Here is a 22,998-nt window from a genome sequence, read left to right as displayed (position 1 = left end):
CGACCGTCTTCGTTCATCTTTGTTCGCCCTGAACCCCGGTGAACACCGGAACCGCGAAATTCCTTGGAGTCGTCGTCATCTATCACTTGGGGAAGAAGGCATGAACACTCCATCCATCCACCTGATGCTCCTGGCCCTGCTCCTCGCGGTCGTCGCGCTCTTCTGCATGCTCGTAGGAGCGGCGGCCGGTCTGCTCGCTCGCATCGATGGAGCCACCTACGCCGGCGCCCTACTGCGCGGAGCCGTGGCCTTCGCGGGCAGTGCCACCCTCTCCCTGGCACTGCTGACCTTCGTCCTGGCCACACTGTGACGGCGGGCCCGAGCACCCCACGTACGCCGCGCTCGAAGATCTCGGCCGTGCGGTCCGTACCGTCTTCGCCCGCGGCTACCTCGCCGCTCCCGGTCTGCGCCGGGAAGTCCACGGCGGGCTCCAGGTCGTGGAGAACTGAACTCGGCGAACACCGTGCTCCACTACGACAAGGACGGCGCGCTCACCGGCCGGGACAAGGAACTCGCCGAGACCTCTCAGGGTCAGCCGGGTCCCGGCTGACCCTCACGGGTGTGCTCCCGTAGTGGGGCTGGCGTATATCAGGTCACTCGGCGGCGGATCCACCAGGCGCAGAACCCGGTCAGGGCCAGGGCGAGGCCGAGATAGAGCCCGGTCTCGGCCCATTGAAGGGCCCAGAAGTTCCCGGCGGGCTGGTACGTCACCTGCTGCTGGTAGCCCAGGGCGCCGAGGTCGGCGACGCAGCCCTCGACCTGCTGCAGGGCGGGCGGGCCCGACTCCGTGCGCAGGCAGTCGGCGAAGGCCGACGGCACGGGAGCCGGCTGACCAGCGGCGTTCAGCGTCTGCTGGGAGGTGACCCAGGCCCCGGGCACTTCTTCGAGGTGCGCGACGATCTCCTTGGCGCCGTCCTGGATGCTGATGGGGGCGGCGCCGGGCTCGATGGGCAGGATGGTCCGGTCCGCGGTCGCCAGGTGGGGCCGGATCCACGTCGGCACGACGATCTGGACGGCGGTGTAGAGGGCGAACGTGGTGGCCATCGCGGGCAGAGTGCGGCGGATGACCAGGCCGAGGGCGACGCCCAGGACGAAGGCGAAGGCAGCGTGGGCCATGGGGACGGCACCCCGTGAGGCGAAGGCCACGGGGTCGAGCCGCGGGAAGTACGTGTCCGTCGCGCCGCCGCCGTTGACGGCCCGGTCGATGGGGCTGCTCCACCAGCTCACCGCGAGGCTGGTCAGTCCGGCGGCGGCCATGGACGCCGCCGCGCCGAGGCCCAGCTTGGTCGCGAGCCAGCGCGTCCGGGTGACGCCCTGGTTCCAGGCGAGGTAGTGGGTACCGGTCTCCAGTTCACGGGCGATCAGCGGGGCGCCCCAGAACATCCCGATGACCGCAGGCACGGCGAGCACGACCAGCAGTCCCGTGTAGTAGAGGGTCTGGTCCGAACGGGAGACCTGGTCCACCAGGCCGCTGCCGGCTGTCCGGTAGAGGTCGGCCAGTTGCGGGCCGGTGACCGCGAGGGTGGCGGCGAGGGCAGCCACCGCGGCGAACACCACGGCGGCCTGGGTACGGAACTGACGCCAGGTCAGCCAGATCATCGGAGTACCTCCAGTGCGGGTCGGGTGTCACGTACCGCATCGGCGGGCCGGGTCATGTAGGCCAGGACGATGTCTTCCAGACCGAGCGGGCTGACGGTCCAGGACGGATCGTGGACCGCGGTGTCGGTGCGCACCAGGAGAGTGGTCTGCCGCTCGGTGTGGCTGGCGGTGATGACGTGCTGACCGGCCGGGAGCGTGTCCGGGGCCCGGCGCGGTCCGGTGAGCCGGTGGTGGCAGGCGACCAGATCGTCGATGTCACCGGCCACCTGCACCCGGGAGTCGACCAGGACGATGACGTAGTCGCAGGTCCGTTCCAGGTCGGAGACCAGGTGGGAGGAGAGCACGACGCTCAGTTCGTGCTCGGCGACGGCCTCCATAAGGTCCTGCATGAACTCCCGTCGGGCGAGCGGGTCCAGGGCCGCGACCGGCTCGTCCAGAATCAGCAGTTCCGGGCGCTTGGCGATGCCCAGCGTGAGAGCGAGCTGCGCGCGCTGGCCGCCGGACAGCTTGCCGGCCCGCTGCTTGGGGTCCAGACCGAGGCGACGGATCCGGTCCCGTGCCACGGCGTCGTCCCAGTTCGGGTTGAGGCGCTTGCCGAGGTCGAGGTGGTCGGCGACGCTCAGCGCGGCGTAGACCGGGGTGTCCTGGGCGACGAAGCCGACCTTGGCCAGCTGTTCCACACCCTCGGCGGGTCGGCCGCCGCACACCTCGATGGTGCCGGCCGTCGGGGTCAGCATGCCGGAGGCCAGTTTCAACAAGGTCGACTTGCCCGCGCCGTTGGGGCCGACCAGGCCCACCACCCGGCCGGCGGGGACGTCCAGGTCGCAGTTCTGCAGCGCCCAGCGCTGCTTGTACTTCTTGCCCAGGCCCTGGGCTCGCAAGACAGCGCTCACGCTACGTCCTCTCCGGAGGCGCTACGAAATGTGTTCGTGAACAGCGCCTCGATGCTCTCGTCGTCGAGCCCGGCCAGGCGGGCCTTGGTCAGCCAGCGCTGCAGGTCCTTGCGCAGCGGTCCGTGCGCGGCGAGCGTGCTGTCGGCCAGCGTCCGGGTCACGAACGTCCCGACGCCGGGACGAGCGGCCACCAGACCGTCGTGCTCCAGCTCCCGGTACGCCTTGAGCACCGTGTTCGGGTTGACCGCCATCTGCCGCGCCACGTCCTTGACCGTCGGCAGCCGGTCCCCCTCCTTCAGCAGGCCCAGGCGCAGTGCGTGCCGAACCTGCTGGACCAGCTGCTGGTACGGAGACAGGCCGGACCGGCTGTTCAGGTGGAACTCAATCACCGGTTCCTCCATTTATCTAGTTGCCTAGCACTATAGCTCTCTACATCAACCAGGTGGCAAGACGTGCGCTGCGGGTACCGGGCGGCGGCCGTGACGGCTTCGGCGTCACAGGGCCGCACGTGCGAGTCGGTCGTGCCGTGCGGGGCCAGAAGGGCGGGCCATGACCTGACGCAGCGTAGGGAGAGGGGCTCCGTCCTTGATAACGTCGCCCCGCGGCCGTGGACTTCTCCCCCGACCCGGTCGCGTGTGGGTGGGAGCGGGGACGGGTCGCGGCAGGATGAAGAGGGCCGACTGATGAGCCTTGCACAGGTGCACCACATATCCGCCGCGCCTGGGGACGAGACGGCGGAGGGCCGGTTCACGTCGGTGGGGCACGGAGTGACGGGGGCGCTGCTGGCCGAGTTGGAGCCGCTGTTCACGTACGCGCTCCCGGACGGGGTCCAGGTGCGCGCCACCGAAGCCGAACTGCGTTCGCTCCCGCAGGTGTTCACCTACGCTGCGCTCTCCGACGGAAGCCGCGTGGTCGGCCGTACGGCGCCGATGCGCGGCGGGCCCTCGGCACCGGTCCGGTTCCACACGCACGCGGTGCACATCCCCGCGGGGGTGCCGCTGCCCGGCGACCGGCTGCCGGTGGAGGCGTGGCGGTCGCCGCACTGGGTGTCCGTGACGCCGGTCGGCGGCGGCGTACTGCCCGATCCGCTCGGCGCGTTGCCGCCGGGCCCCGCTCCCGTACGGGAGGGTCTTGACGATTTCGCCGTCTCGCGCGGCCCCTGGCTGGCGGCGGTCCTCGCCGATCTGCGCCGGGCGAGCGAGGAGGCGGCGCCTGCGGGCGGACCGGTGGTGCTGGTGGAGCGGCGGAGCGCGGATGTGGCCCGCTGGCTGGGACTGGCGGCGGTGGCCCTGCCGAGGGAGAGCGCGGAGCGGCTGACGTTCACCACCTACACGCGGCGGCCGGGGAGTTCGGCCCTGCGGGTCGTCGGGGTGCTGCCCGCGGACGCGGCGGCGGCGCGGGAGGCGGGGCTGCGGGTCCATGTCTGCGCGGACCGCCCTCCGGTGGACGACGGGGCGGACGCGTGGGCGCGGACGGCTGCCCGGGTGTGGCGGAGCCGGATGCCGGGCCTGTTCCAGGAGGCGCGCGAGCTGCCCGGAGACCCGTTTGCCGCCGGGCCGTTGGCTGTGGTCGCACTGTGCGCCGGGGTGGCGCTGGGGTCCGGTGAACGTGCGGCGGCCGCCGGTTGGGCGGCGGAGCGACCGTACGCGCTGGACGCGAAGCGGATCGGCCAGTTGGTGGAGGCGCTGACGTCGCCGGGGATCGATGACCGTACGGGCTCCGAATTCGACGCGGCCGGGCGGCTGTTCGGGGCCCTGGACGGCCGGTGCCCGGCGCCGGTCACCGCTCCGCTCGCCGCGATGCTGGTGACGGAGGCGGTGCGGGGCGGCAACGGTTCCCTGGAGCTGCCGCGCCGGGACGCGTTCACAGGCCCGGACGGCGAGGCCATCGCGGGGGTGCTCGGGCCGGAGATCCTGGGCGAGCTGGAGAGCGGTGCGGGTCGCGGGCGCCCGGCGGCCCGGTCCGTACAACTGCTGCGTGTGGCAAGACTGTTGGGTGTTCACATTACGGAGGTGCTGCCGGAGGCAGTCGACCGGCTGGCCGGGACCGTCCTGACTGAGGCAGCCGGGTCCGAGGAGGTGCCCGCCTTCGCCCCGGCGCTGCTGGAGCTGCTGGACGAGCAGTTCGACGTACGGACGGCGCTGCTCGGCGCGCTGGACCGGATCGCGCCCGACGATCCGGTGGCGGTGGCCCGGTTCCTGGAGCGGGTCGCGCTGCCGTTCACCGGGACGCAGGTGCTGCCGCACCTGCGGATGTGCGCCGAGGCGCCGAGGGCGATGACGACGCTGGGCCGGGACCGTCCGGCGATCTGGCACCGGCTGCTGCGGGCGGCCGGAGTCTCGCCTTTCGCCGAACCGTTGGTCCTGCGCACGGCGGCTGGCCTGGTCTGGGAGGACCGGGCCCCGACGGTCGAGGAGGCCCGGCTGCTGCTGGAGACGGCGACCTCGGACGCGCACCGGACGGCCGGTACGTGGGCGCGCCTGGTCGACGCGGCGCTCGGCGCCCCGGCTGACGCGGAGGACGCCACCGCGCTGGCCCACGACCTGCTGCGGGGCTTCCCGCAGGAGATCGGCGGCCGGGAGCGGGCCGCCCTCCAGCTCCTGGACCTCTGCCGGGACCTGCGCACGGGCGCACCGGAGCCCGGCTGGGCGGCCCGGGTCCGTACGCTCCGCACCCAGGCGGAACCGGTCGAACCGGCTCTGCGGGAGCGGGCGTCCGCCGCCCTGGCCGAACGCCTGCTGGCCCCGGACCGGCCGGGGGCGGAGCTGTACGACTTCGTCCGGGCCGACGACGCCGAACTGATCGCCGCCTATGACCGCGCGGCCCGCTCCGAGCCGGTCCGGACCCGGCTGCGTACCCAGCCCGCCTACGCGGCGGACTGCTTCACCGTCTGGACCGCCCACCCCCACGCGGGCACGGCCTGGACGACGACGGCCGCCGCCCTCCTGGACGAGGTGCTGCGCCCGGCGGTACGGAGCATGTCCGCCGAGTCCGTCGCGGAGGTGGAGGAGACGGTGGGCCGCACCGGCAGCAGCGGCCGGGCGAACGCCTTCCGCGACTGGAACCGGTCGAGCCCGCTGGGCCGCCTGGGCCGCCGGATCGCGGGGCGGGTGCGGCGGGGCTGAGGCCGCCACCGGCAGCACTCTCGGCACCGAGAGTGACTGAAAACCGCACACGCATACGTTACTTACCCGCGCCCCGGATAGGCTGCGGCCCGGGAGGTGACTCCACCTCACCGTTTCCCGACCAGCCGTTCACGGGGGAACTGTACTGACTTTCGACGATGTGGTGAACGCACCCGTCGACAAGCTGAAGACTGCGGCCGACGACTGGGCCACGATGGTGACCAGGCTGAAGGAACTCGCCGAGGACGACCGGACCAGGATGAGGGCGAAAGCCGCCAAGGTGTCATGGGAAGGTGTCAACGCGGGCGTCACCAAAGCGTTCATCGGAAAGACCGCGGCGGAGTTCGACGACGCGGTCGCTCAGGCCCGGGGCATCAAGTCGCTCCTGGCGGACGCCCACGCCTCCTTCGCACACGCCAGGAAGGCACTGGTCGCCATCCGGGACGAAGAGGGCCCCACGGCCGGCGTGGTGGTCAGCGCGACCGGCAAGGTGTCGGCCCGGTTCGACGTGGAGGACTTCCCGGGCGCACGCAACGACCCGGACTACCCGGAGGAGTTACGCAAGCAGAAAGCGGCCGTCGCCTCCTGGCAGAAGAAGATCGACCGGATTGTCGAGGACTGCTCCGACGCCGACGAATCCCTGAAACGCGCCCTCGAAGCCAATATCAAAAGCAAGAACGATTTCAGCAAGCCGACGTACAAGACCCTCGACGCGGAGCAGGCGGGGTACGCGACGGAGCTGCTGAAACAGGTCACGGGAGAGGGCGGAACGGCCCGCAACGTCGAGGCCCTGCGCACACTCGAAGACCTCATCGACGACAACCGCGGCGACCCCGAGTTCGCCACCGCCTTCTACCGCAGGCTGGGCGCGGAGGGGACGCTCGAGGCGCTCACCCGGATGTCCCTGGACTCCACGTCCCTCGGCCCGGCGGGACAGGACCGGGTGGGCATGGTCCGCAACATCCAGAGCGACATGGGGGCGATGCTCGGCCTGGCCACCACCCCGTCCGTCCCCAACCATCTGGACGCCGCCTGGACCTCACACCTGCTCAAGGCCGGCCGCAAGGAGATCGACGTCTCCGGGTTCGCGGGCGTCAACACCAAGGTGTACGGCTACCAGGCCCTGGGCGCACTGCTCCGGGAAGGCACCTACGACCAGAAGTTCCTGACGTCGGTCGGCCGGGACATGATCGCCATGGACAGGAAGAATCCCGAGATCTGGTCCCAGAACCTGCCGTACGACCAGAAGATGGCGATCAACCTGGGGCCGGACGGCGGAAGGGGCTTCAATCCGCTCACCGGGCTCATGGAGGCGATGAGCAGACACCCTGCGGCTGCGGCGGAGTTCTTCAACGAGAACCTGCGGGAGGACACCAACAACGACGGCATCGTCACACTGCTGGACGGGGACAGCCGCGGCAAGGACGCGCAGAGCGTGGTCGACTACATGCTCGACAAGAAGCCGACGGACGACTGGTACGACACCACCGCCGACAGCGGCCCCGCGCTCGGCCAGAAAGCCATGGGCAACGCCTTGGAAGCCGCGGTCACGGGCCGCGTGCCCGGCGACGACGACGCACCTCCGGTACGCCACTCCAAGGACATGAGCGGCGTCATGGAGAAGATCGTCGAGAAGATCGGCACCGACCCGGAGCTCGTATCGGCCAAGGCCGGCGACCCGGACGCCCCCCTGAGCGCTCTGGCTCCGCAGTTCGGCAGCATGGCGGCGGAGTACATGCCGGACCTCCAGGCGACCGCCGAGAACGCGGCGGGCCAGATCAAGCCGTTCGGCGAACCGGCCGAGTTCGAGAAGCACCTGATGACGAGGTTCCTCGGCGCGGTCGGCCAGGACCCGGACGCCTACGGGGCGATCTCCCACGCGCAGCAGGCTTACACGACGGCACTGGTAGCCGATGTGTTCCGCCATCCCGATCGCCCGGACATGGGTGAGGCGATCCGTAACGCCGTCCATCCCGGCGGGGAGATCGCGGGGATGATGGCGGAGGCAAAAGCGCATGCGGTCATCGAGCTCAAAACGCATGAGAACGGCGAGTACAACGAGGGCATCGAGAACAACGCGAAGTGGACGAACCGCATCATCGACCTGGTAGGGGCGAAATACCTCGAACTGATCCCGGTGGGCGGGGATGCCGTGACCTGGATTCAGGAGGACGTAACTGAATCCGTTGTGGAAAAATCGAAGAGGGAAGCCTTGAACGATGCCGTACTCACATCGGGGCAATCCTACGCGAAAGCAGAGGAAGCGGCTAAGCAGGCAGCAGCAGCGGCTGTCGCCACGGGTGGAAAAGCAGCGGGCCTGACTGACGAGGAATACAGCGTTTACCTGGGCTCCGCCTCTACAGCGACTGCGGACGCTTACTCCAGCGGCCACAACATGTCCGAGAAGAACCGTCCCCCGAGGGAGCAGTGAGCCGTGCGTCAAACCGGAAGACTCACAGCAATCATCTCCCTGTCGTTGACTCTCTGCGTGACCGGCATCGGTTGCGCCGAAACGAAGACGGAGAGCACCCCGAAGCTACCCGCAGAGTTCTGCTGGAACGCATTCGACCATGAAGACGTGCAGCCCATCCTGCCGACAGGTGAACGCCTGAAGCAAGACACCGAAGAGTTCAATTTCACAGATCGAAATCGATCCGCAAGTTGCCTCATCTACGTCGACGGAAATAGCGCATTCGATGTGCACGCACGCTTCGAGCGCAACGAAGAGATCATAGAATGGAGTTCGTTCGACGAACTGGAGCCCGAGCCGGTAAAAATAGGCAAGAAGGGGATTGTCTGGGACACCGGGGCAATCACTTACTTCCCCTGCGGCGCAGCAGCCGAATCCGGCCCGCTGGTCGCGAAATACCTGGAGCTCAAGATATACGTCAGCGGGGCCCAGGTTCAGAATCAACGCAAAACCCTCCCGGGCCTCCTCAAGCAGTTCACCACCTTCGCCCAGAAAGAACTGAAGTGCACCTGACCTGACGGCGCACCTCACGCCGGGCGCGGGCTGCGGGCTGCGGGCTGCGGGCTGCGGGCTGCGAGAATGAGGCATGGGTACGCATACAGAAGTGGGCTGCCGTATCGAGCTGCCGGGCGGGAGCCTCGGGAAAGCGGCCGGAAAACTGCCGGAAGCGGGCCCGACGGACCTCACGTACCGGTTCCCGCTGGGCACCGTGACCGTCGAAGGCGGCGGTGCCGTCTTCTCGGTCGGGCAGGTGACGGTGTTCGACTTCGCCCGGGTGATGCCGCTCGCGCTCGACGAACTCCCGGAGAAGGGGAAGGCCGCGTACGAGTTCACCGAGGGCGAGGGCACCCTGCTGATGGCGGCCCGCCCGGACCGGCGGATCTCGGTCACCGCGGACTTCGAGGACGGGGAGATCGTGTGCGGCTACGAGGCACTTCGGGAGGCGGTGTACGGGGCGGCCAGGGGGCTGCTGCACCTCATCCGCGCCGAAAGCCCCGCCGCCCTGCGCAACCCCCACATCGCGAAGCTGGCCGCCGCACTGCGGTGACCCCGCACCGACGGGGGCAACCTTGCCCGCAGGGTGTCCCCCGCCCCGCAGACGGAGGAGTCCGGGAACCCCCGTCACCCGAGACCCCTCCCCCGCGCACCGGTAGAATCGGCTTTCATGTCGAAGCCTGACGAGTTGCTCATTGATGTCGCCGCCCTGGTGGAGTCCGGGCACAGCAACAAAATGTCGCTGACGGTGGTCACCGGAGGTGCCGTCATCACCGGCCGACTGGCTCCCGAGGCCGTCTGGCGGCAACGGGTGTCGGAGGTACTGGCCGACTCGGCGCAGTTGAGCGAGTTCGCCGCCGTCTTCACCTCCGCGGCCCGCAAGGAAGGCCCGCCCACGCATCTGCACTTCCACGTGGCGCGCATCCTCCAGGGCTCGGTGGGAATCCCGGAGACGGGCGGTATGTACCGCGTGTCGATCGAGGACGTCACCGCCTGGACCATGGGCGACTTCAGCTACTCCGACCACTGACCACGTCGTCCGGGCGGGACCACGGAGGCCCTCAGGCGCGGTCGTGGAGCGTGACCTGGTAGCCGTCGGGGTCGGCGAAGGTGAACGTCCGGCCGAAGGGGCCGTCGACGGGCGCGGAGACGATCGTGTGGCCGTCGGCGGCAAGGGCATCGTGGATGGCCTGGACGTCGGTGGCGTGCAGCCAGATCGCCGCGCCGACGCCGGGCTGAGGGATCGACGCCAGGTCGGTGCCGGGCAGGGCGTCACGGACGGCGAACGCGATCGGCTTCGTCTCGAAGACCACGGCGTGCGGCGGCCCCGCCTGCGAGCGGACCAGGCCGAGATAGCGCTCGTAGAACGCTTGTGAGGCGTCCAGGTCTCGCACCTGGAAAGAGATGAAGTCGGGACCAGTGGCCGGCATGGCGGCACTCCTTCGCTTGACGTGAGCTTTGTGTCAGCTTCCTGACATGACCATCGTATGTCAGAATCCTGACATGAGCCACCTGGACGACGGCATCGACCTGACCACATCGCTGGGCTACCTACTGAAAGAGGCTTCGAGCGCCCTGCGCGCCGCCATGGAGGAGGTCCTGCGCCCCCTCGGCATGAGCGTGACGCACTACTCCTGCCTCGAACTGCTGGCCCAGCGTCCGGGCATGTCCAACTCCGAGCTGGCCCGGGGCGCGTTCGTGACCCGCCAGACGATGAACGTGCTGCTCCAGAACCTGGAACGCGAGGGTTACGTGGCCCGGCCGACGGAGGCACGGGTCGGCAAGGCCCTCCCCGCCGAGCTCACGCCCAGCGGGCGGCAGAGCCTGGAGCAGGCGACCGCCGCCGTCCGGTCCGTCGAGATCAGGATGCTGTCCGGCATGAGCGAGGCCGAGCAGTCCGACGCATTCCGGTCCCTGAAGAGCATGGTTCGCTCGCTGCGTGAGGGCGGGGGCAGCGGAGACGGCAGCGACGCCGGCGGATAGCCGAGCCGCCCGCGAGCAGGCCCGGCCTTCTCAGTACAGCAGGTCCAGTTCCGCCCGGACCGTCTTGCCCGGCGGGTCGCGGTCGATGACCGCCCAGCGGTCCGCCAGCGCGTCCACGATGAGCATCCCGCGCCCGCTGTCGTCACCGTCCGCCGGAACGGCGATCTCGCCCGGTCCCGGCGGCCGGCACTCGCCCCGGGTGTCGGACACCTCGATCCGCAGGACCCCGGAGGTCTCCCGGTCGCCGGGCAGGTGCGTCAGGCACAGCTCGAAGTCGCGGCCGGGGACCCGCCCATGGGTCACCGCGTTGGCCGTCAGCTCCCCGATGATGAGGGCCGCCGACTCCGAGGCGTCACTGAGGTACGGGATGCCCCAGGTGTGCAGCCGGTAGAGTCCGGTGCGGCGGGCGAGCCTGGCTCCGCGCGGATTCGAGCCGAATCGGCGCTTGAACACACGTACGGTTACGTCGGGTTGGATCTTCGTAGGCGCTTCCATGCCCCCAGATTCCCGGCCTCTCCCCTCCGCCACCAGGTCAGTAATCCGTACGCTGAGTCAGCGTACGGGCGCAAAGGGTAGACAGTACGAATCACGTTCCGTGAGCATGGACGGGTTGCGAACCAGGACAGGCGCACGGGGAGGTGGCCGTACATGACACACGGCACGGATGGCAGCGACAGCGCATACGGGACGTTCGGCAACGGCGGCACGAGCCGCACCGAATCCGAACCCCACTACAACCTCAAGATGTTCGGGGAAATCGTCAAGACCTTCCGCAAACGGGCCCGGCTGACGCAGGAACAGTTCGCGCCGCTCGTCGGCTACTCACTGGAGACCGTCGCCTCCATCGAACAGGGCCGACGTCTCCCGCCGCCGGACTTCGCGGAGCGCGCGGACAGTCTCCTTGACGCGTTCGGCGTGATTCTGGCGGCGGCGAAGCATCTGAAACGGCGGAAGGGGCTGGCGAGCTGGTTCCGGCAGTGGGCGCTGCTGGAGTTGGGGGCGCTGAGTCTGTACACGTACGAGTGCCGGTTGATTCCGGGGCTGTTGCAGACACCGGCGTACGCGCGGACGCTGTTCGCGGACCAGTTGCCGCCGCTGGACGACGAGCAGATCGAGGCGCAGCTCGCGGCCCGGCTGGAGCGTCAGGAACTCCTGCGGAACCGGCCGAACACCGCGTTCAGCTTCATCCTCGAAGAGCACCTGTTCTTGAGGGACTTGGGCGGTGAGGAAGTCACAACGGAGCTGATCGACCACATTCTCGACCTGTCCGAGCTGCGCAATGTGGACATCCAGATCATGCCGCTGGTACGGCACCACCACGCGGGGCTGCACGGGCCGATGCAGCTGCTGGAGACGCCGGAGCACCAGTGGTTCGGCTACTTGGAGGGGCAGGAGCACGGGCAGTTCATCTCCGACCCCAAAGTGGTCAGCGTGATCCAGATGCGGTGTGCCAGTATGCGTTCACAGGCTCTCTCGTTGGACGACTCCAAGAGCCTGATGCGGCGTATGCGAGGAGCGAGATGAGCACCACCACAGACCTGGCCTGGTTCAAGAGCAGCTACAGCAGCGGCTCCGGAGACTCCTGCGTGGAGGTCGCGATGGAGTGGCACAAGTCGACCTACAGCGGCGGCTCCGGAGACTCCTGCGTCGAGGTCGCCGCCTGCCCCTCCACCGTCCACGTCCGTGACTCCAAGATCGAGGAGAGCCCGCAGCTCGCCCTCGCCCCGACCGCCTGGACGCGCTTCCTCTCGTACGCCGTCCAGGGCTGACCGTGTCGCGTACCAGGCCAGGGCAAAGCAGACGCACACGTGCATCGCACCGGCCTGGGGCGCTGCCCGGTCCGGGTGCCGGTGGCCGGGCGGGTAACGTAAAGGAGTACTGATACGACTCGTGGGCCTCCTGGCGGGCTGCGTGAACCCCAGGAGGAGCCGCCGTATGACGACCAACCGTGGACGCAAGGACGTCATCCGCGACCGGATGGCCGCCACCGGCGAGTCGTACAACGTCGCCGCCCGCAATCTCAAGGCCATGAAGGACACCGCCGCCACCCGCGACGCCGTCCTCGTACAGCGCTGGACACCCGCCGACAGCTTTGACGTGCCCTGCCCCTGCGGCGGGACCTGCGAGCCGGGTGAGACCTGCGACCACTGCCACGCCCGCCACCGCCATGTGAAGCGCTACCCGGGCTCCACCACCGAGGTCGAGACCTGGGCCGACCGCTACGAGTGCACCGGCTGCTCCTCCTCGTACACCCTGACCGTCCATCTGGCCGGGCGGCCCTGGGGTGTCGCCGGGACCGTCGTCCGGGGCGGGTCGGGCGAGGAGGTCGTGCAGGCGACCGTCTTCCCCGGGGTGATCCACCCGCTGCTCCGGTCTGAGGCGGCCGAGGGCCCCGGCCAGGAGTGACGGCCGGGAGCGAGGCGCCCCTCGGTGAAGACGCCGTCACCGAAAGCGTGCGGCCGGGCGTTCGCGGGGTAGGCGAGAAGCAGACGCCCCCGAGGAGGAGCCATGTCCCGCCTGATCGCTCGCATCACTCAGTTCACCCGCAGCCCCCAGGGCCGCCGGACCATCGCGTCGGCCCGGCGCGCCGCGGCCGACCCGCGCAAGCGCGCCCAGGCGCGCAGCCTGTTCGGACGGCTGCGCGGACGCCGGTGACCTCGGCACTCCGGCGGACGGCCGGAGCGGTGGCGAGAGGCGTACGCAGAAGATGGCAGAAGATGCCCGCACAGGTCTCCCCGTGCGGGCATCTTCGCGCTCCGTCGGCCCCGTCCGGGCGGGCTCAGCTCTCGTCGGGCGCCAGCGTCAGCGAGATCGAGTTGATGCAGTAGCGCTGGTCCGTGGGGGTCGGGTAGCCCTCGCCCTCGAAGACATGGCCCAGGTGCGAACCGCAGCGGGCGCAGCGCACCTCGGTGCGGACCATGCCGTGGGCGCGGTCCTCGACCAGCTCGACCGCGTCGGTATCCTTCGGGTCGTAGAAGGACGGCCAGCCGCAGTGCGACGCGAACTTGGTGTCGGAGCGGAACAGCTCCGCCCCGCAGGCCCGGCAGGAGTAGGTGCCCGCCGTCTTGGTGTCGGTGTACTCACCGCGGAAGGCGGGTTCGGTGCCGGCCTGGCGCAGGACCTGGTACTCGGCGGGGGTCAGCTCCGCCCGCCACTGCTCGTCCGGCTTCTCGACGTCGTACGGCACGGCTCGCTCCTCAGCTCGAGAGGTGATCGCTGGACAGGTGGTCCAGGATGCGCGGGCCGAGGTCGGTGACATCGCCCGCTCCCATGGTGAGAACGAGATCGCCGGGCTTGGCCATTCCCGCGACGGCGGCGGGGACGTCCGCCTGGTCGTGGACGGCGGTGACCTCGGCGCCCGCCGCCTTCGCGGCGTCGATGATCAGGGCGCTGGTGATGCCCGGGATCGGGTCCTCGCGGGCCGGGTAGATGTCCAGGACCACGGAGGCGTCGGCCAGGGCGAGGGCCTGGCCCATCTCCGTACCCAGCTCCTGCGTACGGGAGAACAGGTGCGGCTGGAAGACGACCAGGATGCGGGCGTCGGCGGCGGCGCCGCGCATGGCCTCCAGGTCGGCGGTCATCTCGGTGGGGTGGTGCGCGTACGAGTCGATGACCTGCACGCCCGCCGCCTCGCCCTTCAGCTGGAGGCGGCGCTTGACCCCGGTGTACGAGCCCAGGGCCGAGGCCAGGTTGTGCGCGGGGATACCGAGGGCGACCCCGGCGGCGAGGGCGGCGACCGCGTTGTGGGCGTAGTGGGCGCCGGGGACGGAGACGGTGAAGGTGAGGAACTTCCCGTTCAGCAGGACGGTGACCTCGCTGGTCAGACCGCGCGGGGTGACCTTGTGGACCCGTACGTCGGCGTCCTCGGCGGAGCCGTACGTGACGACCTTGAGGTCCGAGAGGTCGCGGACCCGGCGGGTCAGCTCGACGGCGCCGGGCTGGTCGGCGGAGATCACCAGGGTGCCGCCGGGGACGACCTTGCCGACGAACGTCTCGAAGGAGTCGTAGATCTCGTCCATCGAGGCGTAGTTCGCGTGGTGGTCCAGCTCCACGTTGAGGACGATCGCGACCTCGGGGTCGTACTTCTGGAAGCTGCGGTCGCTCTCGTCCGCCTCCGCGACGAAGATGTCCCCTTCGCCGTGGGTGGCGTTGGTGCCGGGGCCCTCCAGGTCGCCGCCGATGGCGTACGAGGGGGCCAGGCCCAGCGAGGAGAGGGCGACGGCCAGCATGGACGTGGTGGTTGTCTTGCCGTGCGTGCCCGCCACCGCGATGGCGCGCAGGCCGTTCATCAGGGAGGCCAGCGCGTCGGAGCGGTGGACCACCGGGACGGAGAGCTCGGCGGCGCGCAGCAGCTCCGGGTTGTCGGCGCGGATGGCGCTGGAGACGACCACGCAGGAGGCGTCATCAGCCAGGTGCCGGGCCTCGTGCCCGATGTGCACGGTCGCCCCCAGCGCCCGCAGCGACTCGGCGGTGGCGGACTCCTTGGCGTCGCTGCCCGCCACCTTCGCTCCGCGCTGGGCGAGGATCTTCGCGATGCCCGACATTCCGGCGCCGCCGATGCCGATGAAGTGCGGTCGTTCCATGGCGGCGGGAATACCGGGTGCCATCGTTGGGTCCTCCATTGTTCCGGTGAGAGTCCTACGCGGTTCCGGGTTGCCCTCCGGACGGCCGCGCGGCCTTCAGCCTATTCGCTGTGCGCGAAGAGCTTGAGCACCGGGACGCCGACCTTGTGCCGGGCCCGGGAGGCCCAGTCGCGGTGGAAGAACTCCTCCACGTAGTGCGGGGCGGTCAGGACGATGACCTCGTCGGCGCCTGCCTCCTCGACAACGGTCGTCAGTTTGTCCAGGGGGTGATCCTCGATCACCTGTCCGACCGCTTCGGCGCCCGCCTCGCGCAGAGCGCGTAGGGAGTACTCAAGACCGATCTCGGCCGGTTCGCGGGCCTCCTTGCCCTCCGGTTCCTCACCCTCGCGGACCGCCTCCCTGAGCTCCCCCATCGCCACGTCGTCAATCGCGCGCAGCAGGACATCGGCCTGGTCGCCGCGCGGCTGCAACAGAACGACGAACGAGATCCGCTCCTCGCCGTGGAGGGTGGTGACGAAGTCCACGTCCTCCGGCGTGAGCGGCTTCTCGATCATCAAAACGCTTGTGAACACGACAGGCGCCCTTCCGCTTCTGCGTCTCGCCGACAGCCTGCTCGGCCGTCGGCGGTCGGTTGCTGAAACCATCCTTCCCCGTGCTTCCACGGGGACTGCAGAGGTAAGTGTGCCCAGCCGGAGCTAACCGGAACGGGTAATTCCGCTAAGTGTCCCCCCACTGGTTACCGCGGGTCCCTCCGGCGGTCACCGCGCATCTCTCCGGCGGTACCGGCTGAAGAGGAACCCGTCCTCCTCCAGCAGCGATGCCAAGGCGAAACGTTCCGGCAAGGTCACCCCGGGCCCTCCCGCGATGCGCTGCGCGTCCCCGGCCGTGAGCATCGGCGAGAGCGTCAGACAGAGTTCGTCCAGCGCCCCCGCCGCCACGAACTGGCCGAGCAGCCGGGGCCCGCCCTCCGTCAGCTGCCGACGCAGCCCCCGGTCCGCCAGCTCCCGCACCGCCCGGGCCGGGTCCACCCGGGTGCCGTCGCCCGCGATCACCACCTCCGCGCCCGCCTTCCGGGCCGCCGCGATCCGGTCGGCGGGCGCCCCGGCACCGGTCACCACGAGGGTCGGGACCAGGGGCCCGGTGAACAGCGGCAGCGAGAAGTCCAGGTCCAGCGAGCCGCTCACCACCGCGACGGCGGGCGCGGGCCCCTGCCCGGCCGCCGCCCGCCGCGCCGCGAACGCCTCCCGGGCGCGGGCCGGACGGTACCCCTCCAGCCGTACGGTCTCGGCCCCGGCGATCACCACGTCGGCCAGGGCCCGCAGGGTGCCGAAGATCCGCATGTCGGCGGCGCAGGAGATGGGCTGCGAGCGGCCGTCGTGCTGGGCGGCGCCATCGAGCGTGGAGACCATGTTGGCGCGCAGCCAGGCGCTTCCGGGCCCTTCGCCGGGGAGGCCGGAGGGGTACGCGTACGCCTCGGCCAGCTCGTCGAGACTCCACTCGCGGTCGGGGGAGGCGGCCGTTGTTGTCAGGTCCGTCACAGGGAACAGGCTTCGCATGGGTTGCAGTCTGGCACGGGCCTTAGGGTGGAGAGTTGTGTCGTCCTCCACCGCGTTTCCGGGGCAGAGCCCCCTTGCCGAAACGGCCCCGCTGTCCCTGTGCGCCCGCGAGCCGCACGTTCCCGCCGACCGTCTGGTCTCGGAGATGGTGCCGCCGCCGCGCTTTGATTCGGTGCGCTTCCACACCTACGTACCCGACCCGAACCAGCACAGCCAGAGCGAGGCCGTGACCGTGCTGTCCGGCTTCGCCGCCGGGCTCGGCGGGTCGCACGCGACGGGTGCCGGGCGCCGGAAGTGGTTCGGGGGCAGGAAGCCGGACAGGAAGCCGACCGGGCCGCGCGGGGTGTATCTGGACGGCGGCTACGGCGTCGGCAAGACCCACCTCCTCGCCTCCCTCTGGCACGCCACGCCCGCCGAGCCGTCACTGAAGGCGTTCGGTACGTTCGTGGAGCTGACGAACCTGGTCGGCGCGCTGGGCTTCCAGCAGACCGTGCAGACCCTGAGCGGGCACCGGCTGCTGTGCATCGACGAGTTCGAGCTCGACGACCCGGGCGACACCGTGCTGGTCTCCTCGCTGCTCAGCAGGCTGGTGGAGCAGGGGGTGGCGCTGGCAGCGACCTCGAACACGCTGCCGGGCAAGCTCGGTGAGGGGCGGTTCGCCGCCGCCGACTTCCTGCGGGAGATTCAGGGGCTGTCCGCGCACTTCCGCCCGCTGCGCATCGACGGTGAGGACTACCGGCACCGGGGGCTGCCCGAGGCCCCGCCGCCGTACAGCGACGAGCAGGTCACCCGGGCCGCGTACGCCACGCCGGGGGCCTCGCTGGACGACTTCCCAGGGCTGCTCGGACACCTGGCCCGGGTGCACCCGAGCCGGTACGGGGCGCTGACCGACGAGCTCGGAGCCGTCTGCCTGACCGGGGTGAGCGCGGTGCCCGACCAGTCGACCGCGCTGCGCCTGGTGGTGCTGGCCGACCGGCTGTACGACCGCGAGGTGCCGGTACTGGCCTCCGGGCTGCCGTTCGACAAGCTGTTCAGCGACGAGATGCTGAACGGCGGGTACCGGAAGAAATACTTCCGGGCGATCTCGCGGCTGACGGCACTGGCGCGTGACGCGAAGGGTCTGGTGGCGCAGTAGGTTCGGGGGGTGACACCGGGTGCCCGTCCGCGGCGCACCCGTAACACCGTTCACCCCGTTCGCGTACGACCGCGGACAACTCCCGTACCACCGCGTACACCGTTTGAAGGGATCTCCAGCATGGCTACCACGCGTCAGGCGCACACGGTCTGGGAAGGCAACCTGATCGAGGGCAAGGGGGCCGTCACCTTCGACTCCTCCGGCATCGGTGAGTACCCCGTCTCCTGGCCGGCCCGCTCGGAGGCGGCGAACGGCAAGACCAGCCCCGAGGAGCTCATCGCCGCCGCGCACTCCAGCTGCTTCTCGATGGCGCTCTCGCACGGTCTGACCGGGGCGGGCACCCCGCCCACCAGGCTGGAGACGAAGGCCGACGTCACCTTCCAGCCCGGCACCGGCATCACCGGCATCCACATCACCGTCCAGGGCGAGGTCCCCGGCCTTGATGAGGCGGGCTTCGTGAAGGCGGCCGAGGACGCCAAGGCGAACTGCCCGGTCAGCCAGGCGCTGACGGGTACGACGATCACGCTGTCGGCCTCGCTGGCCTGACCCGGCGGCACGGCCGTTCCGGCGGCCGTGCGCTCGACGGCTCCGCCCGATGGGCCGTCCCAGCAGCAACACGAGGCGCGGGGGCGCGCATGGTTCCCCCGCGCCTCCGTGCGTGCTACACACATGCGGGTCACGCCCACCTGTCCGCCAACAGGGAGTCGCCTCATGTCCTCCGAAACCCGGAACACAGCGAACGCACCCCGGCCCACCGCGAGCGAACCGGCACCCGGGTCCCGGCCCACCGCGACCCGACGGCAGGTCCTGGCAGGCAGCGGCGCGGCGGCCGCGATCGCCTTCACCGGGGCGTTCTCCGAACTCTTCGCGGGTACGGCCGCCGCCCGCGGCCACGGCGGCTACGGTCCCCTCGTCCCCGACCCGGACGGACTGCTCGACCTGCCGAAAGGTTTCCGCTATCGGGTGCTCTCCCGGGAGGGCGATCCGCTGCGCTCCGGCGAGGGCGAGGTGCCGAGCAACCACGACGGCATGGCCGCCTTCGCGGGCCGCCACGGGCGCGTCCACCTCGTCCGCAACCACGAGAACCGGGTGACGGCGAAGATCGGCGTCCCCACCGTCGAAGGGCTGACCTACGACCCGGCGGCCAAGGGCGGCTGTACGTCCCTGGAGCTGGACGGCCGGAACAAGGTCCTCGGCGAACGGGTCGCCATCGCCGGTACGGCGGTGAACTGCGCGGGCGGGCCCACCCCCTGGCGTACCTGGCTGACCTGCGAGGAGACCGAGGACCGGGCCGGGACCAACGGGTACGCCAAGGACCACGGCTTCGTCTTCGAGGTGGACGGCGCCGATCCGCGCCGCACCGGGGCCGTCCCGCTGACCGCGATGGGCCGCTTCCAGCACGAGGCGGTCGCGGTCGACCCGGGGAGCGGGATCGTGTACGAGACGGAGGACGCATTCGACCGGCCGTTCGGCCTCTTCTACCGCTTCCTCCCGGCCAGGCCGCTCGGCGGCACCGGCTCGCTGCGGGCGGGCGGGGCGCTGGAGGCGATGCGCGTACCGGACCTGCCCGACCTCTCCTCGGTCCAGGAGACCGGCGCGCGCTTCGACCGGGTCGAGTGGGTGCCCGTACCGGACCCGCTGGCGGCCGGAACCCCGATCCGCCTCCAGGACTTCGGCCCGAAGGGGATCACGCACGCGCAGAAGCTGGAGGGCTGCTACTGGGGCGGCTCGTCGGTCTACTTCGTCTCCAGCTTCGCGCGCAGCGACGAGGGTTCGGCGGCCGACCACTACGGCCAGGTGTGGCGGTACGAACCGCAGAAGCGCCGGCTCACCCTGGTGGTGATCTTCGGCCCGGACACCGACATCCAGCTCCCCGGCGAGTCCCCGGACAACATCTGCCTGGCCGCCGACGGGGGGCTGATGGTCTGCGAGGACGGCGGCGGCGCGCAGCACGTGCTGGGGGTGACGCGGCGGGGCGAGGTGTACGCGATGGCGCGCGGGCGGCAGAACATCGGGACGCCGGAGGAGCCGGAGTGGGGCGAGTTCGCGGGGGTCACGTTCTCGCCGGACGGCTCGACGATGTACGTGAACTGCTACACGCCGGGGACGACGTTCGCGGTGACGGGACCTTGGTGCTGAGGGGTTCCGCTCCGGGGTGCTGAGGGCCCTGGCGCTGAGGGGCACGCTCCGGAGCGGCCTGGAGTGCCCCGGAGCACCCGGAGCGCCGCGCAAAGATGATGACCGTAATGTCGGATATTTTCCGTGAGTGATCACTTATGCACGGAAACGGAAGAAGACGGTCGTCCTGACGGTTGCGGGGGCGCTGCTCGGCGGAGCCCTGGCCGGATGCGGGGCCCCCGCCCCCGCGCCCACCCCTCCGGCTCCCGCCCCCACCTCCCCCGCCGCCGCTCCGAAGAAGCCGCCCACGATGGCTCCGGGCCCGGCGGGACGCACGCCGGTCTTCGAGCGGCGGGCGACGGGGGGCGGGGGCGCGGCGGACGGCACGGCGGACGGCACGGCGGGGAAGGCCGGGGCGGAGAAAGGTGCGGCGGAGAAGGTCGTGGCGCTCACCTTCGACGCGGACATGACGGCCGATCAGGGCCCCCGGGCGCAGGCGGGCGAGCGCTTCGACAATCCGGAGCTGATCGCGCTGCTGCGGCGGCTGAAGGTTCCCTCCACGGTCTTCATGACGGGGCGGTGGGCGGAGGAGTACCCGGCGCAGGCGAAGGACATCGGCGCGGACGACCTGTTCGAGGTCGCCAACCACTCGTACAGCCACTACGCCTTCACCGCCGACTGCTACGGCCTTCCGGTGGTCGGGAAGGACGCCATGGCCCGCGATGTGGAGCGGGCCTTCTCGGCGTTCCGGCGGGCGGGCGTACGGAACGTGGTGCCGTACTTCCGCTTCCCCGGGGGCTGTTACGACGACACGGCCCTGCACGCGCTGACCCCGGCGAACGTGACGGCGGTGCAGTGGGACGTGGTGAGCGGCGACGCGTTCGCGAAGGATGCGGGCGCGGTGGCGGAACAGGTGCTGGACGGGGTGCGGCCCGGGTCGCTGGTGGTCATGCACTGCACGCGCAGCGCGGCGCCGGTCACCGGGGAGGCGGTCGGCAGAATCGTTCCGGAGCTACGGAAGCGGGGGTACCGGTTCGTGAAGGTGTCGGAGCTGATGGAGGGCTGATCCCCTCGGGCCGGGCGGCGGGCCGACCGGATACCGCGCACCCCGCCCTCAGGTCCGCTGATGGTGCGTGAGCAGGCGGGTGAGCAGATCGGTCAGGGTCCGCCGCTCCTCGGCCGAGAGCGGTTCCAGCAGTTCGCCCTGGACCCCGTCGAGTACACGGTCCATCCGCCGCAGCCGCCGACGGCCCTCGGCGGTGAGGGAGACCCGGTTGCGCCTGCGGTCGTCCGGGTCCGGTGTCCGTTCGACGTACCCGCCTCCGGCCAGTTCGTTGACCGTCGCGACGACATCGCTCCGGTCCATGCTGACCCGCCGCCCCAGCTCGGCCTGGCTGGCCACCCCGAACTCGTCGAGCGCGGCCAGGACCCGGTAGTGGTACCCGCGCGCGCCCACCCCGCCGAAGCCTTCGGCAGCCAGGCGGTGGGCGTGCACGGCCACCTGGGTGAGCAGCCAGCTCGGCCGGGCGGCCAGGTGTGCGGGGGTCTCTTCCACGGCAGCCACGATACAACGTTGGCACAGCCAACGAACATCGGTAAGGTTGGCGTCACCAACGTTGGACCTACCAACAAAAGGAGATGCCATGACCGCCTTGCCGACCGATGCCCTGATCGCCGACCGCGTCGGGATAGCCGACCTGTTCACCCGCTTCTCCCGCCTGCTCGACGAGAGGCGGTGGGAGGACGCCCACACCGTTTTCACCGAGGACGTGACGGCCCACTCCCCGCGTGGGGGCGAGATCCACGGCCTGGACCGGCTCATCGCGTTCGTACGGCAGTCCGAGGTCGAGGGCGAGCGCACCCAGCACCTGACCACCGACCTGCTGGCGGAGGTCGAGGGCGACCGGGCGGCCGTCTCGGCCAACTCGCTCGTGTACTTCTTCCGCGACGGCCAAGCACCTCATCTCACCAGCGGCCTGCGGCTGTCCGGTACGGCGGTACGGACTCCGGCGGGCTGGCGGCTCCGCGAGTCGTGGACCGTCCTCGCCTGGACACGGAAGGACTGACCCCGCCTCCGCGCCGCCTGCTGCTCCCGCGCGCCTCAGCCGGAACAGGCCGAGCGCCCCGCCTCCTGCCAGGCGCAGACCGGGCAGAGCGTGGCGCCCCTGGTCGACTCGGGGTGCTCGGTCGGCTCGCGGCAGAGCACGCACTCCGCGAACGGCGGGCCCGCGGCGGCCTCCGCGGCCGTGGGTGCGGGCGTTGCGCAGTACGAGGCGTCGTCCATGCCCACGAGCGTACGCAACCCGGCTGTCGGTATCCGGCGGTCAGTTGGACGTCCGGTCGGGCCTCGCCTCGCTGGGCCGCACGATGACGAACCCCTCGCCCTGGAGCATCAGCTGCACGGCCTCGCCCGAGCCGCCGCGCACCATCGAGCCGACGCTCTGGGAGCGGTGCAGGGTGGTCGTGAGCTGCTGGCTCCAGCCGACGACCGCGTCGGTGTCCACGTACACCGGCTGGGCGGCCGTCACAGGGATCACGATCGGGGTGCCCTCACATATGAGGCCGATCTTGCCGTGGCCGGAGAAGACGCTGTTGAAGAGGCCGCCGCCGACCATCCCGGCGCCCTTCACCGTCTTGATCTCGTACGAGAGAGTGGCGTCGAAACAGAGGACGTTGCGGCCGTTGATGGTGAACTGGTCGCCCTGGTCCATCTCCACGATGAAACAGTTGGCGGCCTCGTGCGCGAACCACGCCTCGCCCTGGCCGCGTACGGCCATGAGCGCGAGGCCCTCGCCGGTGACCGCGCGCTTGAGCAGACCGCCGATCCCCTGGCCCTTGCGCTCGAACTGGAGGTTGCCGCGGAAGGCGATCATCGAGCCCTGGCGGGCGTGCATCTCCCCGTTCACGGCGTACTTGATCGACTTGGGGTTCTGGAGGGTCATGCCGGGGGCGGTGGCCGGCTGGGCCAGGTGCTCGCTGGAAAACAGATCGCTCTTCATGCGGAGCATCCTCACCCGGACCGGTCCGTCAGGCCAAGGAGG

26 protein-coding genes and 2 pseudogenes are annotated in these 22,998 nt (G+C 70.4%); 15 read left to right on the top strand and 13 right to left on the bottom strand.

Annotated elements, in window-relative coordinates:
• Positions 1-26: 26 nt before the first annotated feature.
• Positions 27-296, bottom strand: a pseudogene (locus tag B7C62_29960) (hypothetical protein).
• A 108-nt stretch (positions 297-404) separates the two neighbouring features.
• On the opposite strand from B7C62_29960, the pseudogene B7C62_29955 reads away from it, so the two are divergent.
• A pseudogene (locus tag B7C62_29955) lies at positions 405-526 on the top strand (transposase).
• Between the two features lie 62 nt (positions 527-588).
• Here the strand turns inward: B7C62_29955 and B7C62_29950 are convergent.
• Genes B7C62_29950 through B7C62_29940 form a run of 3 tightly spaced genes read right to left on the bottom strand, consistent with a single transcriptional unit; the run spans position 589 to position 2,893 of the window.
• Positions 589-1,599 carry a transporter gene (locus tag B7C62_29950; protein ID ARF76024.1) on the bottom strand — a complete coding sequence of 337 codons (1,011 nt, stop codon included), beginning with the start codon at positions 1,597-1,599 and terminating at the stop codon, positions 589-591.
• Positions 1,596-2,492, bottom strand: a complete 897-nt coding sequence (locus B7C62_29945) for an ABC transporter ATP-binding protein (protein ID ARF76023.1) — start codon at positions 2,490-2,492, stop codon at positions 1,596-1,598. The genes B7C62_29950 and B7C62_29945 overlap by 4 nt, the downstream gene beginning before the upstream one ends.
• A complete protein-coding gene (locus B7C62_29940) occupies positions 2,489-2,893 on the bottom strand; it encodes a GntR family transcriptional regulator (protein ID ARF76022.1) in 405 nt (134 codons plus the stop codon). Before B7C62_29940 ends, B7C62_29945 begins: the two co-directional genes overlap by 4 nt.
• Positions 2,894-3,175: 282 nt before the next feature.
• Between B7C62_29940 and B7C62_29935 the strand changes: the two genes are divergently transcribed.
• The 5 genes from B7C62_29935 (at position 3,176) to B7C62_29915 (ending at position 9,612) form a co-directional block, all read left to right on the top strand.
• The gene (locus B7C62_29935; protein ARF76021.1) at positions 3,176-5,617 is read left to right on the top strand and encodes a hypothetical protein; all 2,442 of its coding nucleotides are present in this window, start codon (positions 3,176-3,178) and stop codon (positions 5,615-5,617) included.
• Positions 5,618-5,762: 145 nt separating this feature from the next.
• Entirely contained in the window at positions 5,763-8,048 is a 2,286-nt protein-coding gene (locus B7C62_29930) for a hypothetical protein (protein ID ARF76020.1), read from the top strand.
• Positions 8,049-8,315: 267 nt separating this feature from the next.
• Positions 8,316-8,600, top strand: coding sequence for a hypothetical protein (locus B7C62_29925; protein ARF76019.1), 285 nt, complete (start codon positions 8,316-8,318; stop codon positions 8,598-8,600).
• Positions 8,601-8,691: 91 nt separating this feature from the next.
• Complete coding sequence (locus tag B7C62_29920) at positions 8,692-9,135, top strand: hypothetical protein (GenBank protein ID ARF76018.1); 444 nt, start codon at positions 8,692-8,694, stop codon at positions 9,133-9,135.
• 117 nt (positions 9,136-9,252) lie between these two features.
• Positions 9,253-9,612: a hypothetical protein gene (locus tag B7C62_29915; protein ARF76017.1), complete on the top strand. Its 360-nt coding sequence runs from the start codon at positions 9,253-9,255 to the stop codon at positions 9,610-9,612.
• A gap of 31 nt (positions 9,613-9,643) precedes the next feature.
• Here B7C62_29915 and B7C62_29910 read toward each other — a convergent pair whose 3' ends face one another.
• Positions 9,644-10,012, bottom strand: a complete 369-nt coding sequence (locus B7C62_29910; protein ID ARF76016.1) for a glyoxalase — start codon at positions 10,010-10,012, stop codon at positions 9,644-9,646.
• Positions 10,013-10,085: 73 nt separating this feature from the next.
• Here B7C62_29910 and B7C62_29905 point away from each other — a divergent pair, with 73 nt between their 5' ends.
• Entirely contained in the window at positions 10,086-10,565 is a 480-nt protein-coding gene (locus tag B7C62_29905; protein ID ARF76015.1) for a MarR family transcriptional regulator, read from the top strand.
• A gap of 30 nt (positions 10,566-10,595) precedes the next feature.
• On the opposite strand, the gene B7C62_29900 is transcribed toward B7C62_29905, so the two are convergent.
• A complete protein-coding gene (locus B7C62_29900) occupies positions 10,596-11,060 on the bottom strand; it encodes a hypothetical protein (protein ID ARF76014.1) in 465 nt (154 codons plus the stop codon).
• A gap of 153 nt (positions 11,061-11,213) precedes the next feature.
• Between B7C62_29900 and B7C62_29895 the strand changes: the two genes are divergently transcribed.
• The 3 genes from B7C62_29895 to B7C62_29885 all read left to right on the top strand — a co-directional run bounded on the left by B7C62_29895 (position 11,214) and on the right by B7C62_29885 (position 12,971).
• Positions 11,214-12,089, top strand: a complete 876-nt coding sequence (locus B7C62_29895; protein ARF76013.1) for a transcriptional regulator — start codon at positions 11,214-11,216, stop codon at positions 12,087-12,089.
• Entirely contained in the window at positions 12,086-12,334 is a 249-nt protein-coding gene (locus B7C62_29890) for a DUF397 domain-containing protein (GenBank protein ID ARF76012.1), read from the top strand. Before B7C62_29895 ends, B7C62_29890 begins: the two co-directional genes overlap by 4 nt.
• Positions 12,335-12,500: 166 nt before the next feature.
• Positions 12,501-12,971, top strand: coding sequence for a hypothetical protein (locus tag B7C62_29885; GenBank protein ID ARF76011.1), 471 nt, complete (start codon positions 12,501-12,503; stop codon positions 12,969-12,971).
• Between the two features lie 373 nt (positions 12,972-13,344).
• On the opposite strand, the gene B7C62_29880 is transcribed toward B7C62_29885, so the two are convergent.
• The 4 genes from B7C62_29880 to B7C62_29865 all read right to left on the bottom strand — a co-directional run bounded on the left by B7C62_29880 (position 13,345) and on the right by B7C62_29865 (position 16,704).
• Complete coding sequence (locus B7C62_29880) at positions 13,345-13,752, bottom strand: peptide-methionine (R)-S-oxide reductase (GenBank protein ARF76010.1); 408 nt, start codon at positions 13,750-13,752, stop codon at positions 13,345-13,347.
• Positions 13,753-13,762: 10 nt separating this feature from the next.
• Positions 13,763-15,172, bottom strand: a complete 1,410-nt coding sequence (locus B7C62_29875) for a UDP-N-acetylmuramate--L-alanine ligase (protein ID ARF76009.1) — start codon at positions 15,170-15,172, stop codon at positions 13,763-13,765.
• 77 nt (positions 15,173-15,249) lie between these two features.
• On the bottom strand, positions 15,250-15,720 hold the full coding sequence (locus B7C62_29870) for an indole-3-glycerol phosphate synthase (protein ARF76008.1): 471 nt from the start codon (positions 15,718-15,720) through the stop codon (positions 15,250-15,252).
• A 186-nt stretch (positions 15,721-15,906) separates the two neighbouring features.
• Positions 15,907-16,704 (bottom strand): hypothetical protein, encoded by a 798-nt coding sequence (locus B7C62_29865; GenBank protein ARF76007.1) that lies wholly within the window; start codon positions 16,702-16,704, stop codon positions 15,907-15,909.
• Positions 16,705-16,741: 37 nt separating this feature from the next.
• Between B7C62_29865 and B7C62_29860 the strand changes: the two genes are divergently transcribed.
• The 4 genes from B7C62_29860 to B7C62_29845 all read left to right on the top strand — a co-directional run bounded on the left by B7C62_29860 (position 16,742) and on the right by B7C62_29845 (position 21,023).
• Positions 16,742-17,839: a cell division protein ZapE gene (locus B7C62_29860; protein ID ARF76006.1), complete on the top strand. Its 1,098-nt coding sequence runs from the start codon at positions 16,742-16,744 to the stop codon at positions 17,837-17,839.
• Between the two features lie 120 nt (positions 17,840-17,959).
• Positions 17,960-18,385 carry a peroxiredoxin gene (locus B7C62_29855; protein ARF76005.1) on the top strand — a complete coding sequence of 142 codons (426 nt, stop codon included), beginning with the start codon at positions 17,960-17,962 and terminating at the stop codon, positions 18,383-18,385.
• Between the two features lie 165 nt (positions 18,386-18,550).
• The gene (locus B7C62_29850; protein ARF76004.1) at positions 18,551-19,978 is read left to right on the top strand and encodes a Tat pathway signal sequence domain protein; all 1,428 of its coding nucleotides are present in this window, start codon (positions 18,551-18,553) and stop codon (positions 19,976-19,978) included.
• Positions 19,979-20,144: 166 nt separating this feature from the next.
• The gene (locus B7C62_29845; protein ID ARF77432.1) at positions 20,145-21,023 is read left to right on the top strand and encodes a polysaccharide deacetylase; all 879 of its coding nucleotides are present in this window, start codon (positions 20,145-20,147) and stop codon (positions 21,021-21,023) included.
• 48 nt (positions 21,024-21,071) lie between these two features.
• On the opposite strand, the gene B7C62_29840 is transcribed toward B7C62_29845, so the two are convergent.
• On the bottom strand, positions 21,072-21,512 hold the full coding sequence (locus B7C62_29840; GenBank protein ID ARF76003.1) for a MarR family transcriptional regulator: 441 nt from the start codon (positions 21,510-21,512) through the stop codon (positions 21,072-21,074).
• Positions 21,513-21,609: 97 nt separating this feature from the next.
• Here B7C62_29840 and B7C62_29835 point away from each other — a divergent pair, with 97 nt between their 5' ends.
• Positions 21,610-22,023 (top strand): DUF4440 domain-containing protein, encoded by a 414-nt coding sequence (locus tag B7C62_29835; protein ARF77431.1) that lies wholly within the window; start codon positions 21,610-21,612, stop codon positions 22,021-22,023.
• A gap of 35 nt (positions 22,024-22,058) precedes the next feature.
• Here B7C62_29835 and B7C62_29830 read toward each other — a convergent pair whose 3' ends face one another.
• Together B7C62_29830 and B7C62_29825 are read right to left on the bottom strand one after the other, a co-directional pair.
• Complete coding sequence (locus tag B7C62_29830) at positions 22,059-22,241, bottom strand: hypothetical protein (protein ARF76002.1); 183 nt, start codon at positions 22,239-22,241, stop codon at positions 22,059-22,061.
• A gap of 40 nt (positions 22,242-22,281) precedes the next feature.
• Complete coding sequence (locus tag B7C62_29825) at positions 22,282-22,956, bottom strand: hypothetical protein (GenBank protein ARF76001.1); 675 nt, start codon at positions 22,954-22,956, stop codon at positions 22,282-22,284.
• Positions 22,957-22,998 lie beyond the last annotated feature (42 nt).

Source organism: Kitasatospora albolonga (assembly GCA_002082585.1).
GTDB lineage: Bacteria > Actinomycetota > Actinomycetes > Streptomycetales > Streptomycetaceae > Streptomyces > Streptomyces stephensoniae.
Note: the sequence above shows the minus strand (reverse complement) of the source record. Positions and strands in the feature narration are given on the sequence as shown.